The 16,875-nt window shown below is 67.8% G+C and carries 14 protein-coding genes; 13 read left to right on the top strand and 1 reads right to left on the bottom strand.

From position 1 onward, the window contains the following. Positions 1–36: 36 nt before the first annotated feature. The 8 genes from QHG62_RS22210 to QHG62_RS22245 are packed head-to-tail and all read left to right on the top strand — an operon-like array spanning position 37 to position 9,445. The gene (locus tag QHG62_RS22210) at positions 37–993 is read left to right on the top strand and encodes a tripartite tricarboxylate transporter substrate binding protein (RefSeq protein ID WP_281147805.1); all 957 of its coding nucleotides are present in this window, start codon (positions 37–39) and stop codon (positions 991–993) included. Then, a complete protein-coding gene (locus tag QHG62_RS22215; protein ID WP_281147806.1) occupies positions 990–2,276 on the top strand; it encodes a 3-isopropylmalate dehydratase large subunit in 1,287 nt (428 codons plus the stop codon). Before QHG62_RS22210 ends, QHG62_RS22215 begins: the two co-directional genes overlap by 4 nt. Beyond that, the gene (locus tag QHG62_RS22220) at positions 2,273–2,791 is read left to right on the top strand and encodes a 3-isopropylmalate dehydratase (protein WP_281147807.1); all 519 of its coding nucleotides are present in this window, start codon (positions 2,273–2,275) and stop codon (positions 2,789–2,791) included. Before QHG62_RS22215 ends, QHG62_RS22220 begins: the two co-directional genes overlap by 4 nt. Beyond that, positions 2,784–4,511 (top strand): hydantoinase B/oxoprolinase family protein, encoded by a 1,728-nt coding sequence (locus tag QHG62_RS22225; protein WP_281147808.1) that lies wholly within the window; start codon positions 2,784–2,786, stop codon positions 4,509–4,511. The genes QHG62_RS22220 and QHG62_RS22225 overlap by 8 nt, the downstream gene beginning before the upstream one ends. Further along, positions 4,508–6,562, top strand: coding sequence for a hydantoinase/oxoprolinase family protein (locus QHG62_RS22230; RefSeq protein ID WP_281147809.1), 2,055 nt, complete (start codon positions 4,508–4,510; stop codon positions 6,560–6,562). Before QHG62_RS22225 ends, QHG62_RS22230 begins: the two co-directional genes overlap by 4 nt. Next, positions 6,559–7,173: a cysteine hydrolase family protein gene (locus QHG62_RS22235; protein WP_281147810.1), complete on the top strand. Its 615-nt coding sequence runs from the start codon at positions 6,559–6,561 to the stop codon at positions 7,171–7,173. Before QHG62_RS22230 ends, QHG62_RS22235 begins: the two co-directional genes overlap by 4 nt. After that, complete coding sequence (locus tag QHG62_RS22240; RefSeq protein ID WP_281147811.1) at positions 7,170–8,585, top strand: FAD-dependent oxidoreductase; 1,416 nt, start codon at positions 7,170–7,172, stop codon at positions 8,583–8,585. The genes QHG62_RS22235 and QHG62_RS22240 overlap by 4 nt, the downstream gene beginning before the upstream one ends. Continuing rightward, the gene (locus QHG62_RS22245) at positions 8,582–9,445 is read left to right on the top strand and encodes an isocitrate lyase/PEP mutase family protein (protein ID WP_281147812.1); all 864 of its coding nucleotides are present in this window, start codon (positions 8,582–8,584) and stop codon (positions 9,443–9,445) included. The genes QHG62_RS22240 and QHG62_RS22245 overlap by 4 nt, the downstream gene beginning before the upstream one ends. Positions 9,446–9,466: 21 nt before the next feature. Here QHG62_RS22245 and QHG62_RS22250 read toward each other — a convergent pair whose 3' ends face one another. Further along, positions 9,467–10,351 (bottom strand): LysR family transcriptional regulator, encoded by an 885-nt coding sequence (locus tag QHG62_RS22250; RefSeq protein WP_281147813.1) that lies wholly within the window; start codon positions 10,349–10,351, stop codon positions 9,467–9,469. 145 nt (positions 10,352–10,496) lie between these two features. On the opposite strand from QHG62_RS22250, the gene QHG62_RS22255 reads away from it, so the two are divergent. From QHG62_RS22255 to QHG62_RS22275, 5 genes are all read left to right on the top strand, one after another. Next, complete coding sequence (locus QHG62_RS22255; protein ID WP_281147814.1) at positions 10,497–11,255, top strand: SDR family oxidoreductase; 759 nt, start codon at positions 10,497–10,499, stop codon at positions 11,253–11,255. 127 nt (positions 11,256–11,382) lie between these two features. After that, positions 11,383–12,078 (top strand): TetR/AcrR family transcriptional regulator, encoded by a 696-nt coding sequence (locus QHG62_RS22260; RefSeq protein WP_281147815.1) that lies wholly within the window; start codon positions 11,383–11,385, stop codon positions 12,076–12,078. Between the two features lie 64 nt (positions 12,079–12,142). Further along, a complete protein-coding gene (locus tag QHG62_RS22265; RefSeq protein ID WP_281147816.1) occupies positions 12,143–13,939 on the top strand; it encodes an acyl-CoA dehydrogenase C-terminal domain-containing protein in 1,797 nt (598 codons plus the stop codon). A 41-nt stretch (positions 13,940–13,980) separates the two neighbouring features. Continuing rightward, a complete protein-coding gene (locus QHG62_RS22270) occupies positions 13,981–14,415 on the top strand; it encodes a DUF2147 domain-containing protein (protein ID WP_281147817.1) in 435 nt (144 codons plus the stop codon). A 36-nt stretch (positions 14,416–14,451) separates the two neighbouring features. Beyond that, a complete protein-coding gene (locus tag QHG62_RS22275) occupies positions 14,452–16,851 on the top strand; it encodes a 3-hydroxyacyl-CoA dehydrogenase/enoyl-CoA hydratase family protein (RefSeq protein WP_281147818.1) in 2,400 nt (799 codons plus the stop codon). Positions 16,852–16,875 lie beyond the last annotated feature (24 nt).

The raw sequence follows: 16,875 nt of genomic DNA on the forward strand, positions 1-16,875 counted from the left end.
AATAAAACACCCCCGATTTCCTCGGAGACACAACACATGAAAAGACGCGACATCCTCCTCTCGTCGCTGGCCGCGGCATGGGCCGGCGGCGCCTTTGCGCAGATCGGCAATGCGCCGGTACGCATCCTCGTGGGCGCGCCCGCGGGCGGCTCGACCGACACGCTTGCGCGCTCGCTCGCCGTGAGCATGGGGCCGGCACTCGGCCGAACGGTCATCGTCGAGAACCGGCCCGGCGCGGGCGGCAACATCGCCGCCGATGCTGTGGCCAAGGCCGCGCCGGACGGCAACACGCTGCTCATGAGCTTCACCAGCCACGCGATCAACGCCACGCTCTACCCGACGCTTCCCTTCGACCCGGTGAAGGACTTCACTGCGCTCACCTGCGTGGCCACTTCGCCCTCGATCCTCGTGGCACACCCGTCGGTGCCCGCCAAGGACGTGCGCGAGCTCATCGCGCTCGCCAAGGCCAAGCCGGGGCAGCTGAACTTCGCGATCGGCGCGGTGGGCTCGTCGCTCCACATGGCAGGCGAGGCCTTCAAGATGCAGTCAGGCGTGGACATCGTGAACATTCCCTACAAGGGCACCTCGCCCGCGGTGCAGGACGTGCTCGCGGGCCAGGTGCAGCTGATGTTCGCGGCCGTGGGCAACGTCAAGGCGCACATCCAGGCCGGCAAGCTCAAGGCGCTGGGCGTCACCACGGCCAAGCGGCTGCCGGCCTTTCCCAGCGTGCCGGCGATTGCCGAGGCACTGCCGGGCTATGAGTCGAGCGCATGGTTCGGGCTCTTCGGGCCGGCCCACATGCCTGCCGAGCGGGTCAGGCAGATCGGCGATGCCGCGCGCAACGCGCTGCAGCAGGCCGACATGCGACAGCGCCTGGAAACCGAAGGCGCGATTCCCGTCGGCAACTCGACCGAGCAGTTCTCCGTCTTCGTGCAGAGCGAAATCACGCGCTGGGCCCAGGTGGTCAAGTTCTCGGGAGCCAAGCCGGAATGACGTCGACGGCTCCAACCCGCGCGCCGGCCCAGACGCTGGCGCAGAAGCTCATCGCACGCGCGAGCGGACGCGAGCGGGTGTCGGTGGGCGAGATCGTCACCTGCGGCGTCGACCTGGCGATGTTCCACGACTCATCGGGCCCGCGGCGCCTCCAACCCATGCTCGAGGAGCTGGGCGCGCAGATCTGGGACCGCTCGCGCGTGGTGCTGGTCATGGACCACTACGTGCCTGAGCGCGACGACGACTCGCGCCGCATCGTGCGCATTGCGCGCGACTGGGCGCGCGACCAGCAGCTGCCGCATGTGTACGACAGCCAGGGCATCTGCCACGTGGTGGTGCCGCAGCACGGCCACATCCGCCCCGGCATGCTGTGCGTGGGCGGCGATTCGCACTCGCCCACCGGAGGCGCGTTCGGTGCCTACATGTTCGGCATCGGCAGCACCGAGATGCTGGGCGTGATGGTGACCGGCGAGATCTGGCTGCGCGTGCCCGAGACCATCCGCATGTGGTGGGACGGCGCACTGCCCGCCGGCGTGACCGCCAAGGACATGATGCTGCACATGATCGGCCGCTTCGGCATGAACGGCGGGCGCTACCAGGCGGTCGAGTTCGCGGGGCCGGCGGTTACCGCGCTGTCGATGCAGGAGCGCATGACGCTCTCGAACATGAGCGCCGAGCTGGGGGCGCAGGCCGGATTGATTGCGCCCGATGCGACCACAGCCAAGTTTCTGGCTGGCGCCGGCGCGCCGGCTGTCGACATGGCGCCGTGGTTTACCGACGAAGATGCCGCACTCACCGACCATCGCTTCGATGCCTCCACGCTCGAGCCCTACGTGGCCGCGCCGCACAGCCCGGCCAATGCGCACGGCGTGAGCCGTTACGCGGGAACGCCGGTCGATGTGGCCTACATCGGCGCCTGCACCGGCGCCAAGCTCGACGACCTGCGCGCCGCCGCGCAGGTGCTGCGCGGGCACAAGGTCGCGAGCGGCATTCGCCTGATCGTGGCGCCCGCGAGCATTCGCGACCAGGAACAGGCGCGTGAAGAGGGCGTGCTGCAGGTGTTGATGGATGCGGGCGCCGAGCTGTTCCCCACCGCGTGCGGCGCTTGCTCCGGCTACGGCGACCCGATGGGCGACGACGTCACCGTCATCTCCACCACCGCGCGCAACTTCAAGGGCCGCATGGGCTCGCCGACCGCGCAGGTCTACCTGGGCTCACCCTACACGGTGGCGGCGGCCGCATTGCGCGGCTTCGTGACCGACCCGCGCGAGGTGCTCGCATGAAAGACCAGGCCCTGCACCGGGTGTGGCGCCTGGGCGCCGACATCGACACCGACGCGCTCGCGCCCGGCCACGCGATGAAGCACGGCATCGACATCATCGCCAAGCATTGCCTGGAGGCCATCCGCCCCGATTTCGCGAGCCAGGTGCAACCGGGCGACGTGATCGTGGCCGGCCCCAACTTCGGCATCGGCTCCTCGCGCGAGCAGGCCGCGGCCGTGCTCGTGCAACTGGGCGTTGCGGCGGTGATCGCACCGTCATACAGCGGGCTCTACTTTCGCAATGCGTTCAATGTCGGCCTGCTGCTGTTGACCTGTGCCGAAGCCGAATCGCTGGTCGATGGAGAACGCGTCGCGCTCGACATCGCGGCTCCCACGGTCGTTTCGTCCCGGGGTACGCGGCTGGCATGCGAGCCCGTGCCGGATTTCCTCATGGACATGGTCCGCGCCGGCGGACTGATGAATCAATTGCGCCAGCGCGCCGGCGCCACGCTTATCCAGAAAGCAAGCAATGCCTGAACCTTCTTCCCCCACGGGCACCCTCGACCCGGTCACGCTCGCCGTGCTGCGCGGCCGCCTCGAGCAGGTGGCCGACGAGATGGACGCCACGCTCTACCGCAGCGCGTTCAACCCCATCATTGCCGAGGCGCACGACGCCTGCCACGGCCTGTACGACGCGGCAAGCGGCGACACGCTGGTGCAGGGCAAGTCGGGCCTGCCGGTGTTCGTGGGCGCCATGGCCTTTGCGGTGCGCGCCACCGTGAAGGCGGCCGAGCCGCGCGGAGGGATGAAGGACGGCGACATCTGGATCAGCAACGACGCGTACGACGGCGGCACGCACGCCAACGACTTCAAGCTGGTCAAGCCGTTCTTTCGCAACGGCAAGCTCTACTGCCACATGGCCTCGGCCGCGCACTGGCACGACGTGGGCGGCGCGGTGCCCGGCAACTACAACCCGGCGGCCACCGAGTGCTGGCAGGAGGCGGTGCAGATTCCGCCCGTGCGCATCGTGCGCGGCGGCGTGCTCGATGCCGACGTGCTCGCTATATTGCAGGCCAACACGCGCCTGCCCGACAGCCTCTGGGGCGACCTGAACGGCCAGCTCGCGGCGCTCGAGCTCGGCGAGAAGCGCCTGCACGGCCTGCTGGACGAATACGGCGACGACCTGGTGCTGAACGCGCTGGGCGAGCTGCGCGGCCGAGCGCTGCGCCTCATGCGCTCGCACATCGCTTCGCTGCCCGACGGGCGCTACAGCTTCGAGGACGTGCTGGACAACGACGGCATCACCAACGAGCCGCTCACCATCGCGCTCGACATGACGGTTGCCGGCGACCGGCTGCTGCTCGACTTCTCGCGCACCTCGCCGCAATGCGCGGGGCCGGTGAACATCTCGCGCGCCACCGCGGTGGCCGCCTGCTACGTCGCGCTGAAGCACCTGTTCCCCGATGTGCCCGCCAATGCCGGCGTGCTCGACGCGGTGGACTTCGACATTCCCGACAAGCTGGTGATCAGCTGCGAGCGCCCGCGCCCGGTCGGTGGCTACACCGAAACCATCCTGCGCATGATCGACGTGATCTTCAGCGCCGCGGCGCAGGCCGACCCGACGCGCGCGGTGGCGCAGGCCTACGGCACGATCAACGCGCTGTCGATAGCCGGCCACCGCAGCGACAAGGGGCGCGAAGGCCAGCGCTGGGTCATGTTCAGCTTCTTCGGCGGCGGCCATGGCGGCCACTCGGGCGGCGACGGGCTCTCGCACGGCAACGCGCCAATCTCCACCGCGACGATTCCGCCGCTCGAGATTCTCGAAGCCGCGTACCCGGTGCGCTTTACCGAATGGTCGCTGCGTGCCGATTCGGGCGGCGACGGCCGGCACCGCGGCGGCCTTGGCGCCGTGTACGAAATTGAACTGCTGGAGAAAGACGCCGAGGTGTTCGTCTTCGGCGAGCGCGGCACCTCGCCGCCCAAGGGCATTGCCGGCGGAGGCGAGGGTGCGGTCAACAGGTTCAGCTACGAGAACGCCGGCGAGTGGCACACGCCGCCCATGGTCTCGAAGATGCGCGGCATCCAGCTTGCGCGCGGCGAGCGCGTGCGGCTCGAAACGCCGGGCGGTGGCGGCTGGGGCCATGCGGCCGGGCGGACCGCGCCCGAGCGCCAGGCCGACAGCGCGATGGGCTATGTGACCACCGGCACCCAAGCCGGAGCCAATGCCGGCAGCAGCGACAAGAAAGCGTCCGAATGACTTCCACCGGTAAATCCCTTGTCGTCGGCGTCGATGTCGGCGGCACCTTCACCGACCTCTTCGTGCTCGACGAGGCCAACGGCACGGCGCGCATCGTGAAGGTGCCCTCCACGCGCGGCGAGGAAGCGCGCGGCTTCATGAACGGCGTGGCGCGCGTGGCCGATTCGGCCGCGGCCATTGCAACCATCGTGCACGGCACCACGGTCGGCACCAATGCGCTGCTCGAACGCAAGGTGGCGCGCACCGGCATCATCACCACGCGCGGTTTTCGCGACGTGCTGGAGATGCGCCGCCGCGACCGCCCCGAGACCTGGGGCCTTCGCGGCAGCTTCACGCCCGTGGTGCCGCGCGACCTGCGCCGCGAGGTGGACGAGCGCGTGCTGGCCGACGGCACGCTGCACACCGCGGTCGATCTCGAACAGGTGCGTGCCCAGGCGCGTTCGCTGCTCGAGGCCGGCTGCGAAGCCGTGTGCGTGTTCTTCATCAACACCTACGCCAACCCCGAGAACGAGCGCCTTGCCGTCGCGGCAGTGCGCGAGCTGTGGCCCAACCCGCACGTCACTTCGGCCTGCGAAGTGCTGCCCGAGATCCGCGAGTTCGAGCGCTGCTCGACCGCCACGCTCAACGCGGCGCTGCAGCCGGTGGTGGGCAGCTACCTGGAGCGGCTCGAGTCCGACCTGCGCAGCCAAGGCTTCGCGGGTGAATTGCTGGTGGTGCAGAGCAACGGCGGCGTGATGTCGCGCCAGACCGCAAGCGACCTGCCGGTGCGCACGGCCCTGTCGGGCCCCGCGGCCGGCGTGATTGCCTGCGCGGCCATTGCGCGCGCGGCGGGCTTTCCGAACGCGATCACCGGCGACATGGGCGGCACCTCGTTCGATGTGTCGCTGGTCGCAAACGGCGAGGCCGCGCTGGCCGCGCAGACCGCCATCGAGTTCGGCATGGTGATCCGCTCGCCGATGATCCAGATCGAGACCATCGGCGCAGGCGGCGGCTCCATCGCTTCGGTCGATGCGAGCGGCATGCTGCAGGTGGGGCCCGAGTCGGCCGGCAGCGTGCCGGGGCCGGCATGCTACGGACGCGGCAACATGCGTCCGACCGTGACGGATGCGAACGTGCTGCTCGGGCGCATCGCGGCGGACCGGCCGCTGGGCGGTGGTTTGCTCGCGGCGCTGGATGCGGAGAAGTCGCGCCAGGCCATCGAGGAACACGTCGCACGGCCGCTGGGCCTGGATGTGCATGCCGCGGCCGAAGCGGTTCTCACGGTGGCCAATGCGCGCATGGCGGGTGCCATCCGTCTTGTTTCCATCGAACGCGGCCACGACCCGCGCCGCTTCGCCTACATGCCCTTCGGCGGCGGCGGCGCGCTGCATGTGTGCGCCATGATGCGCGAGGTGGGCGTGGCAACGGGCATTGTGCCGCGCTACCCCGGCGTGACCTCGGCACTGGGCTGCGTGATGGCGGACATGCGCCACGACGCGGTGCAGACGCTCAACAAGCCGCTGACCGAACTCGACGTGGGCGATGTGCAGCGCCGCATCGACGAACTGGCGGCAAGCTGCCAGCAACGCCTCGACTCCTCGGGCGTGCGCTTCGACGAAGTGCGCGAGGTGATCGCGCTCGACATGCTCTACGCAGGCCAGACGCACACGCTGCCCGTGGTGCTCGCCGATGCGGGCAAGGCGCCGCTCACGGCGGCATCGATCCGCGCCGCATTCGAGGCCAGCTACACCGCCGCATTCGGCCGTGTGCTCGAAGGCATCCCTGTGCGCGTGATGAACCTGCGCTATGCGCGCATCGGCGTGCGGCCCAAGTTCGACCTGAAGGTGCTCGCGCCCGAAAGGGAGGGCAGCACCGCGCCGCTGGGCACCCAGCGCGTGTTCCACCACGGCCAGTGGCACGAGGCCGTGCGCTATGCGCGGCTCGACCTGCCGGTGGCCGCGCGCATCGAAGGGCCTGCAATCCTCGAACAGGCCGACACCACCGTGTGGCTCGAACCCGGCTTCAACGCCGAGGTCGATGCGCACGGCAACCTGCTGGTGAGGCTGTCATGAGCGAAACGGCGAAACCCATTGCGTCGAAGACGGCGCTGGTCATCATCGACCTGCAGAACGACTTTCTGGATGCCAAGGGCGCCTATTCGCGCGGCGGCGACACCAACCCGCCGGCTCTGCTTTTGCCGGCGCGCGTGGCCGCAGTGGCGCGTGCGCTCAAGGCGGTGGGCGGCCTTGTCGTCGCGAGCCAGTTCACGCTGTGGCCCGATGCCAACGGCGAACCGATGGTCTCGCCGCACCTGAAGGCGCTGCGCCCGTACCTGAAGAAGGGCGACTTCGCACCCGGCAGCTGGGGCCAGGCGAATGTCGATGCGCTGGCCGGGCTCATCGACGTCACGGTGAGCAAGGTCGCGTACTCGGCCTTCTTCAACACGCAGCTCGACTGGGTGCTGCGCCGCGCGGGCATCGACACCGTGGCGGTCTGCGGCATCGTCACCAATGGCGGCGTCGCGAGCACGGTGCGCGATGCGCACATGCGCGACTACCGCACGCTGGTGCTTGCCGACGGCTGCGCGGCCTTCGGCGAAGAGCGCCACCAGACCTCGCTGGCCGACATGCGCAATGTGGCCGAGGTGATGGACTGCGCGGCTTTCGCCGCATCGCTCGCATGACTGCAGGCCCCACGCGCCTCATCCGCCGCGTGGCAAGGCTGGAGGCTGATGCGCACGTACCGGTCGCCATCGTCGGCGGCGGCGCCTGCGGACTCACGGCCGCGCTGATGCTGGCCGATGCGGGCGTGGAGTGCGTGGTGCTGGAGCGCGATGCGCTGCCGAGCGGATCGACCGCGCTGTCCTCGGGTTTCATTCCCGCGCCCGGCACCCGCACGCAGCGCGCGCACGGTGCGCAGGGCGACAGTGCCGAGCGCTTTGCCGCCGACATCCAGGCCAAGGCGCACGGACGCGCGGCGCCCGCGCTGGTCGACGCCTATGCAAGGTCCATCGGTCCGGCGCTCGACGCGCTGCAGGAGCGGCACGGGCTGCAGTGGATGCTGCTGGACGGCTTTCTCTATCCGGGGCACAGCGTGCATCGCATGCACGCGCTGCCGCAGAAGACCGGTGCCGCGCTGATGGCCGCGTTGCAGTCGGCGGTAGAGGCAGCGGGCATTCCCGTGCTGACGGAGGCGCTGGTCGATACGCTGGTGCTCGATGCCGAAGACCGCGTGCTCGGCATCGACTACACAAGGCCCGACGGCAGCCGCGAAACGCTGGCCTGCGACGCGCTGCTGCTCGCCTGCAACGGCTTCGGCGGCAACGCGCAGATGGTGCGCGCGCTGCTGCCCGAAATGGCCGAAGCCACCTTCGGCGGGCACGCCGGCAACGACGGCAGCGCGATCCTCTGGGGCGAATCGCTCGGCGCGCGGCTGCGCGACCTCCGCGGCTACCAGGGCCATGGCTCGTGGGTCACGCCGCAAGGGGCGCTGATGTCATGGGCCGTGATGATGGAGGGTGGCGTGCAGATCAACTCCGACGGCCGGCGCTTCCACGACGAGACGCAGGGCTACTCGGAGGCCGCGGTGCATGTGCTCGCGCAGCCGGGCGGCATTGCGTGGAACGTGTTCGATACGCCGCTGCTCGCATTGGCGCGCGGCTTTCCCGACTTCTGTGATGCCGAAGCTGCAGGTGCGCTGCGCCGCTGCGAATCGGTGGCTGCGCTGGCGGATTGCATCGGCTGCGAGCAAACCGTTCTGCGGGCCACGCTTGACGCCATGCGCGGCAACGAGCCCCTGTCCGACGGCCGCGTGTTCGCACGCGCACTCGATGCACCGTACTTCGCGGTGAAGGTCACGGGCGCTCTTTTCCACACCCAAGGCGGCCTCGACACCGCGCCCGACATGCGCGTGCTGCACCACAACGGCACGCCCTTCGCCAACCTGCTTGCGGCCGGCGGCGCGGCGGGCGGCGTGTCGGGTGACGCGGTGTGGGGCTATCTCTCCGGCAACGGCCTCTTGAGCGCCGTGGCCGGCGGCTACATCGCGGCGCGCACTGCCGCCGCATTGATCCATTCGACGAAAGCGTCCAGATGACGAACCCCTCCTTCAAGACCCGGCTCGCGCGCAACGACATCGTGCTCGCACCCGGCGTGTATGACGCGCTCAGCGCATTGGTGGCCGAGCAGGCCGGCTTCGAGGCGCTGTACCTCTCGGGCGCCTCCATCGCCTACACCCGGCTGGGCCGCTCCGACGTGGGCCTGACCACCTTCACCGAGGTGGCCGATACGCTCGCTCGCATCACCGAGCGCGTGAGCCTGCCGGTGATCGTCGATGCCGACACCGGCTTCGGCAACGCGCTCAACACACAGCGCACGGTGCGCGGCTTCGAGCGCGCGGGCGCGGCGATGGTGCAGATCGAGGACCAGACCTTTCCCAAGCGCTGCGGCCATCTCGATGGCAAGGCCGTGGTGCCCGAGCGCGAGATGGTCGGCAAGCTCAAGGCCGCACTCGACGCGCGCACCTCGAGCGACACGCTGATCCTCGCGCGCACCGATGCGGTGGCGGTCGAAGGGCTGGAGGCCGCGCTCGACCGCGCCGAGGCGTACCTCGCCTGCGGCGTGGATGCGCTCTTCATCGAGGCGCTGCGCTCGCCCGAGCAGATGGACGCGGCCTGCCAGCGCTTCGCTGGCCGTGTGCCGCTGCTCGCCAACATGGTCGAAGGCGGCAAGACGCCGATCCAGGATGCGGACGCGCTGCAGAAGCACGGCTTTCGCATCGCGATCTTTCCGGGCGGCACGGCGCGCGCGGTGGCGCACACCCTGCAGGGCTACTACGCCAGCCTGCACCGGCACCGCACCACGCAGCCGTGGCGGCCGCAGATGCTGGACTTCGACGCGCTCAACGACGTGATCGGCACGCCGGAGCTGATGCGCATCGGCCAGAAATACGACTGACGCGCCGCGGAGGCTGAGGCCTCAGCGCAGCACCCGGATCAGCTCGTCGTACACCAGCCGCACGCGCGCCGGCACCGGGGCGCGCTGAGGGCGGTAGACGTTGATCGGCCATGGCTCCGGTGCATCGGCCTCCAGCACGGCCACGAGCGCACCCGTTTGCAGCCAGGGTTCCGCCAGCGGCGCGATGAGCTGGCCGAAGCCGACGCCGGCCAGCACGGCGGCACATTCGGCATCGATGTCGTCAGTCACGAAGGCCGGCGACGTCACAGTGACGATGCGCCGCTTGCTGAAAGCCCACGGCCAGGGGCGGCCCGAGCTCAGGTCGATCAGCGCGGTGAGCGGCAGCGCCGAAAGCGCATCGAGGCTTTGCGGCGTGCCGACCCTTTCGATGAGTGCCGGTGCGCCCACCACATGCAGCGGCATTTTCCCGACGGTGCGCGCCACAAAGCGCGCATCACGCATCGGCCCCACGCGGATGCCGATGTCGATCTGCTCGTCGACCACGTCGGCATGCTGCTCGGACAGGCGCAGGTCGAGCACCAGCCCCGGGTGGGCCGCCAGCAGCGGCGCCAGCGCCTGCGGAATGAGCCGCGCATACATGTGCGGCGCCGTGACCCGCACCGTGCCCGCATGGCGGGACAGCGTGCGCCGGTCGATCTGGTGAAACAGCTCGTCCACGCCGCCCACCGCCACGCGGGCGCGCTCCGCAAGCTGCCGGCCGAAATCGGTGAGTTGCACGCCGCGCGTGCTGCGGTGGAACAGCGGCTCGCCCAGTTCTTCTTCGAGCTCGCGCACCGCGCGCGTCACCACCTGGGGCGACACCGACAGGCGCACGGCCGCCTCGCGGAAGTTGGCGGCATCCGCGGCGGTGCAGAACACGCGCAGGGCTTCGAGGCGGTTGGCCATGGTGGCGCTTTCAAGAGAGGCGGAAGAAGGAGTATTCCATTTTCAGGAATTCTGAAGTCGCAAGAGTTTCATTTACGGGAATGCATGGATTTTCCACACTGCGTGCACTTCCTGTTTTTCTTCATCACCCCCGAAAGGAACTTCCATGACATCCGTTCAAGACAACATCCGCGGCAAGGTTGCCATCGTCACCGGCGCGAGCAGCGGGCTCGGCGAATCGACCGCCCGCCATCTGGCGGCGCGCGGCGCCAAGGTGGTGCTTGCGGCGCGCCGCACCGACCGGCTCGACAAGGTGGTCGCCGAAATCCGCGAGGCGGGCGGCGAAGCCATTGCCGTTGCCACCGACGTGGCCCGGCGCGCCGACCTGGACAAGCTCGCGGCCGCAACCGTCGAGGCCTTCGGCCGCATCGACGTGCTGGTCAACAATGCGGGCGTGATGCCGCTGTCGCCCATCGACAAGCTCAAGGTCGACGAGTGGGACCGCACCATCGACGTCAACATCAAGGGCGTGCTCTACGGCATTGCCGCGGTGCTGCCGCGCATGCAGGCCCAGGGCAGCGGCCACATCGTCAACGTCGCCTCCATTGCCGGGCTGAAGGTGTTCACGCCCATCGGCACCGTGTACAGCGCAACCAAGCACGCCGTGCGCGCCATCTCCGAGGGGCTGCGCGTGGAAATGGGCAACAGCGGCGTGCGCGTGACCATCGTGTCGCCCGGCGCTGTCGATTCGGAACTGAAGTTCGGCAGCACCGACGCTGAAAGCGCGGCCGGCGTAAAGGCTTTCTACGAGGCCAACCAGATCCCCGCCGACTCCGTGGCCCGCGCTGTGGTCTATGCGGTGGAGCAGCCCGCGGACGTGGACATCAATGAGGTGGTGCTGCGGCCGGTTGCTCAGGAGTTCTGATCGGGGCGGGGCCGGCGACGGTCCCGATCCCATCGATTAACCTTCAACCGCGGAAGGGCATTGACATCGAAAAGCGGAAAGCCCCTGCAAAATAGAACGACCGTTCGTTTTATTCGGAGCTTCCACGATGTCTGTCAATGCCGTTCCCGCCAAGCCGGTCCGCGCCGCCCAGAAGGGCCAGCAGACCAAGGCCGTCATCGTCGACGCGGCGCTGGCGCTGGCTGCGCAGATCGGGCTCGAGGGCCTGTCGATCGGCGCCGTGGCCGAAATCACCAAGATGAGCAAGTCGGGCGTGTTCGCCCACTTCGGTTCGCGCGAGGAACTGCAGATCTCGGTGGTGCGCGAGTATCACGCACGTTTCGAGCAAGAGGTGTTTTTTCCGGCGCTCGAGGCGCCCCGCGGCCTGCCGCGCCTGCGCGCCATGTTTGCCAACTGGATGAAGCGCACCTCGGCCGAGATCGATTCCGGCTGCATCTACATCAGCGGCGCCTCCGAATTCGACGACCGCCCCGGCCCGGTGCGCGATGCGCTCGTGGAGTCGGTCAGCATCTGGCAGGCGGCCGTTCTGCGCGCCATCGTGCAATCGAAGAGCGAAGGCCATCTGCGCGCCGACGCCGACGAGCGGCAGGTTGCCTTCGAAATCCACGGCCTGATCCTCGCGCTGCACTACGAAGCACGCTTTTTGCAGGTGCCGGGCTCCATCGGCCGCGCGAACACCGGCTTCGACAACATCCTCGCGCGCAGCGCCACGCCCGATGCGCCGCCTGCAGCCCAGCCTGCAGCCGCAAAACCTGCTGCCCGCCGGCTCAAGCCCGTGCGCTGAGCAGTCCCGCTTTTTTTCGTTTTCCTTTTTCCTTTTATCCAAGTTTCGACCAGGAGAGTCCCGGATGCCTACCTACAACCCGCCCGTACGCGACATGCAGTTCGTGCTGCACGAAATGCTCAACGTCGCTGATGAACTCAAGGCGCTTCCGGCCCATGCCGAGACCGATGCCGACACCATCAACGCGGTGATCGAAGAGGCTGGCAAGTTCGCGGCCGAAGTCACCTTCCCGCTCAACATCAGCGGCGACGAAGAGGGCTGCACGCTCGACAAGACCACGCATGAAGTGAAGACGCCGAAGGGCTTCAAGGACGCCTACGCCAAGTACGTCGAAGGCGGCTGGCCTGCGCTGTCGTGCGACCCGGCCTTCGGCGGCCAGGGCCTGCCCTTCGTGGTGAACCAATGCCTGTTCGAAATGCTCAACAGCGCCAACCAGGCCTGGACCATGTACCCGGGCCTTTCGCATGGTGCCTACGAGGCGCTGGTGGCCCACGGCACCGAAGAGCAGAAGAAGACCTACCTGCCCAAGCTCACGAGCGGTGAGTGGACGGGCACCATGTGCCTGACCGAACCCCATTGCGGCACCGACCTGGGCCTGCTTCGCACCAAGGCCGAGCCGCAGCCCGACGGCAGCTACCGCATCACCGGCAGCAAGATATTCATCTCGGCCGGCGAGCACGACATGGCCGACAACATCATCCACCTGGTGCTGGCCCGCCTGCCCGATGCGCCCAAGGGCAGCAAGGGCATCAGCCTGTTCGTGGTGCCCAAGTACAAGGTCAAGGCCGACGGTTCGCTCGGCGAGCGCAACCCGATCTTCTGCGCCGGCCTGGAGCACAAGATGGGCATTCACGGCAACGCCACCGCGCAGATCGTGATCGAAGGCGCCACCGGTTCGCTGGTGGGCGAGCCGAACAAAGGCCTGCAGGCCATGTTCGTGATGATGAACGCCGCCCGCCTGGGCGTGGGCAACCAGTCGCTGGGCCTGACCGAAGTGGCCTACCAGAACGCCCTGGCCTATGCCAAGGACCGCACGCAGATGCGCTCGCTCTCGGGCGTGAAGGCCAAGGACAAGGAAGCCGACCCGATCATCGTGCACCCCGACGTGCGCAAGATGCTGCTCACCGCCAAGGCGTATGCCGAAGGCGGCCGCGCGCTGCAGATCTTCTGCACGCTGCTGCTCGACAAGGAGCACCACCATCCCGACGAGAAGGTGCGCAAGGACTCGGGCGAGCTGGTGGCGCTGCTCACGCCCATCGTCAAGGCCTTCATCACCGACAACGGCCACATCGCGACCAACGCGTGCATGCAGGTGTTCGGCGGCCACGGCTTCATCAAGGAATGGGGCATGGAGCAGTTCGTGCGGGACAACCGCATCAACATGATCTATGAAGGCACCAACACCATCCAGTCGCTCGACCTGCTGGGCCGCAAGGTGCTGGGCAACAACGGCGCGTCGCTCAAGAAGTTCGGCAAACTGGTTGCGAAGCTGGTCGACGAAGAAGGTGTGAACGAAAAGATGGCCGAGTTCATCAACCCGATTGCGGGCCTTGGCGACCAGCTCACCAAGTTCACGACCGAAATCGGCTTCAAGGGCTTCCAGAACCCCGACGAAGTGGGCGCTGCCGCCGTGGACTACCTGCGCGTGGCCGGCCACTTCGTCTTCGGCTACCTGTTCGCCCGCATGGCACAGGTGGCACTGCGCGAAATTGCTGCCGGCAACACCGATCCCTTCTACGTCGCAAAGCTGCAGACGGCGCGCTTCTACTTTGCCAAGCTGTTCCCGGAGACGGCAACGCTGATGCGCACGGCGCGCGCCGGCAGCAAGGTGCTGATGGACACGGAAGCGGCGCTGGCCTGAGGCCGCCCATCTACGTTGAGATCGTTCAATCGGAGCCGCTCATGAAAACGACGCTTGCAGCCATCGTCCTTGCTGCCATTTCTGCCACGGCCATGGCGCAGAGCACTCCGGTGGGCCTGTGGCGCAACGTCGACGACAAGACCGGCGAGGTCAAGGCCGAGATCCGCATCGGCGAGGCCGGCGGCGCGCTCATCGGCCGCATCGAGAAGTCGCTGAAGAAAGACACCAAGTCCGACGCGATCTGCGACGAATGCACCGATGACCGCAAGGGCAAGCCCATTGCCGGCCTCGAAATCATCCGTGGCGGCAAGAAGGCCGAGGGGAAAGACGTCTGGGAAGGCGGAAAGATCCTCGACCCCGAGAACGGCAAGGAATACCGCGCGAGCTTCACGCCCATCGACGGCGGCAAGAAGCTCGAGGTGCGCGGATACCTCGGCCCGTTCTGGCGCACTCAAACCTGGAACCGTGTCCAGTAAGCCGCCGCACTTTCAATCCAAGAAATACCAATCAACATGTCCCGATTTCAAGTGAAGAAGGTCGCCGTGCTCGGCGCCGGCGTGATGGGCGCGCAGATCGCGGCCCACCTCGTCAACGTGCGCGTTCCGGTCGTACTGTTCGATCTGCCTGCCAAAGAAGGCCCGAAGAACGGCATCGTCACGCGCGCCATCGACAACCTCAAGAAGCTCAAGCCCGCGCCGCTCGGCGACGTGGCCGATGCGGTGCTCATCGAGCAGGCCAACTATGAAGACGACCTGGCCAAGCTCGGCGAGTGCGACCTCATCATCGAGGCCATTGCCGAGCGCATGGACTGGAAGCTCGATCTCTACAAGAAGATCGCGCCGCACGTGGCCAAGCATTCGATCCTGGCCTCGAATACCTCGGGCCTCTCGATCACCAAGCTGAGCGAAGCGCTGCCCGAAGCCCTGAAGCCGCGCTTCTGCGGCATTCACTTCTTCAACCCGCCGCGCTACATGTTCCTTGTGGAGCTGATCAACACGCCCACCACGGAACCGAAGGTGCTCGACGACCTCGAGGCTTTCGTCACCAGCACGCTGGGCAAGGGCGTGGTGCGCGCGCACGACACGCCCAACTTCATTGCCAACCGCGTCGGCATTGCCGGCATGCTGGCCACGCTGAAAGAAGTGGAAAAGTTCGGCCTCACGCCTGACGTGGTGGACGACCTCACGGGCAAGAAGCTGGGCCGCGCGAGCTCGGGAACGTTCCGCACCGCCGACGTGGTGGGCCTGGACACCATGGCCCACGTCGTCAAGACGCTGCAGGACAACCTGAACGCGGAGACCGATCCGTTCTACGCCAACTTCTCGACGCCGCCGGTGCTTGCCAAGCTGCTCGAACTGGGCAACCTCGGCCAGAAAACCAAGGCCGGATTTTTCAAGAAGGTGGGCCGCGACATCCTGCGCTTCGACCTGAAGAGCGGCGAGTATGTGCCCGCAGGCGCCAAGGCCGACGAGGTGTATGGCCGCATGCTCAAGAAGCCCGCGGGCGAGCGCCTGAAGCTGTTGCGCGAGAGCGAAGGGCCGCAAGGACAGTTCCTCTGGGCCATTCTGCGCGACAGCTTCCACTATGCGGCGGTGCACCTGGAAACCATTGCAGAGAGCGCACGCGACATCGACTTTGCGATGCGCTGGGGCTTCGGCATGAAGCAGGGCCCGTTCGAACTCTGGCAGGAAGCCGGCTGGGCGCAGGTTGCCAAGTGGGTGCAGGAAGACATCGACGCCGGCAAGGCGCTGAGCACAGCACCGCTGCCCAAGTGGGTGTTCGAAGGCCCGGTGGCCGAGGCCGGCGGCGTTCATACGCCTGAAGGCTCGTGGAGCGCATCGCAAGGCAAGTTCGTGCCGCAGCGCAAGCTGCCGGTGCATGACCGCCAGCTGTTCCCCGAGAGCGTGCTCGGCGCGAACGCGGCCGACGCCAACACGGCCGGCACCACCATCAGCGACGAAGGCGATGTGCGCGTGTGGACGCTGGACGGTGAAGTGCTCATCGCCAGCATCCATTCGAAGATGCACGCCATCAGCCCCGACGTGGCCGAGGCGCTGGGCGCGGCAGTCGACTTGGCCGAGGCTGAATACAAGGGCCTGGTCATCTGGTCGCCCGACGAGATGTTCTCGGTCGGCGCCGACCTGCAGGCAATGCTGCCGGCCTTCGTGGTCGCGGGCATCGGCGCGGTCGAAGGCGCGGAGGAAGAGCTGCAGAACGTGATGCTCAAGATCCGTTACGCCAACGTGCCGGTGGTCTCCGCGGTGCGCGGCATGGCGCTGGGCGGCGGCTGCGAGCTGGCCGTGTATTCGTCGAAGCGCGTGGCGGCGATGGAAAGCTATATCGGCCTGGTCGAAGTGGGCGTGGGCCTGATACCCGGTGCGGGCGGCCTGACCTACATTGCGCGCCGCGCGGCCGAGAACGCAGCGGCCTCCACGGGCACCGACCTGCTGCCGTTCCTCACCGAAGGCTTCACCGCCGCGGCGATGGCGAAGGTGGGCACGGGCGCTCTCGATTCGAAGAAGCTCGGCTACCTGCTCGACAGCGACGTGATCGTGCCGAATAAGGACGAACTGCTTTACGTGGCGCTGCAGCAGGCCAAGGCCATGGCCGACGCCGGCTACCGCCCGCCGCTGCGCCGCACCTTCCGCGTGGCGGGCCGAAGCGGCGCCGCGACGATCAAGGGACAACTCGTGAACATGCGCGACGGCGGCTTCATCAGCGCGCACGACTTCCACATTGCCAGCCTGATCGCCAACGTGGTGACCGGCGGCGACGTGGACGCAGGATCGCTCGTGACCGAGGAATACCTGATGACGCTGGAACGCAAGGCGTTCTGCTCGCTGATCGTGCATCCGAAGACGCAGGAGCGGATCATGGGGATGCTGAGCACGGGGAAGCCGGTGCGGAACTGACGAGCTTTCCTCTTCCTCCTTCCC

The organism is Variovorax paradoxus (assembly GCF_029919115.1).
In the GTDB taxonomy this organism is placed as follows: domain Bacteria; phylum Pseudomonadota; class Gammaproteobacteria; order Burkholderiales; family Burkholderiaceae_C; genus Variovorax; species Variovorax paradoxus_O.

Bases quoted from the DNA above. Each gene is read 5' to 3' on its own strand.
- QHG62_RS22275 (WP_281147818.1), top strand. From the start codon at position 14,452: ATGTCCCGATTTCAAGTGAAGAAGGTCGCCGTGCTCGGCGCCGGCGTG.
- QHG62_RS22240 (WP_281147811.1), top strand. From the start codon at position 7,170: ATGACTGCAGGCCCCACGCGCCTCATCCGCCGCGTGGCAAGGCTGGAG.
- QHG62_RS22255 (WP_281147814.1), top strand. From the start codon at position 10,497: ATGACATCCGTTCAAGACAACATCCGCGGCAAGGTTGCCATCGTCACC.
- QHG62_RS22265 (WP_281147816.1), top strand. From the start codon at position 12,143: ATGCCTACCTACAACCCGCCCGTACGCGACATGCAGTTCGTGCTGCAC.
- QHG62_RS22250 (WP_281147813.1), bottom strand. From the start codon at position 10,351: ATGGCCAACCGCCTCGAAGCCCTGCGCGTGTTCTGCACCGCCGCGGAT.
- QHG62_RS22230 (WP_281147809.1), top strand. From the start codon at position 4,508: ATGACTTCCACCGGTAAATCCCTTGTCGTCGGCGTCGATGTCGGCGGC.
- QHG62_RS22220 (WP_281147807.1), top strand. From the start codon at position 2,273: ATGAAAGACCAGGCCCTGCACCGGGTGTGGCGCCTGGGCGCCGACATC.
- QHG62_RS22235 (WP_281147810.1), top strand. From the start codon at position 6,559: ATGAGCGAAACGGCGAAACCCATTGCGTCGAAGACGGCGCTGGTCATC.
- QHG62_RS22260 (WP_281147815.1), top strand. From the start codon at position 11,383: ATGTCTGTCAATGCCGTTCCCGCCAAGCCGGTCCGCGCCGCCCAGAAG.
- QHG62_RS22210 (WP_281147805.1), top strand. From the start codon at position 37: ATGAAAAGACGCGACATCCTCCTCTCGTCGCTGGCCGCGGCATGGGCC.
- QHG62_RS22225 (WP_281147808.1), top strand. From the start codon at position 2,784: ATGCCTGAACCTTCTTCCCCCACGGGCACCCTCGACCCGGTCACGCTC.
- QHG62_RS22270 (WP_281147817.1), top strand. From the start codon at position 13,981: ATGAAAACGACGCTTGCAGCCATCGTCCTTGCTGCCATTTCTGCCACG.
- QHG62_RS22245 (WP_281147812.1), top strand. From the start codon at position 8,582: ATGACGAACCCCTCCTTCAAGACCCGGCTCGCGCGCAACGACATCGTG.
- QHG62_RS22215 (WP_281147806.1), top strand. From the start codon at position 990: ATGACGTCGACGGCTCCAACCCGCGCGCCGGCCCAGACGCTGGCGCAG.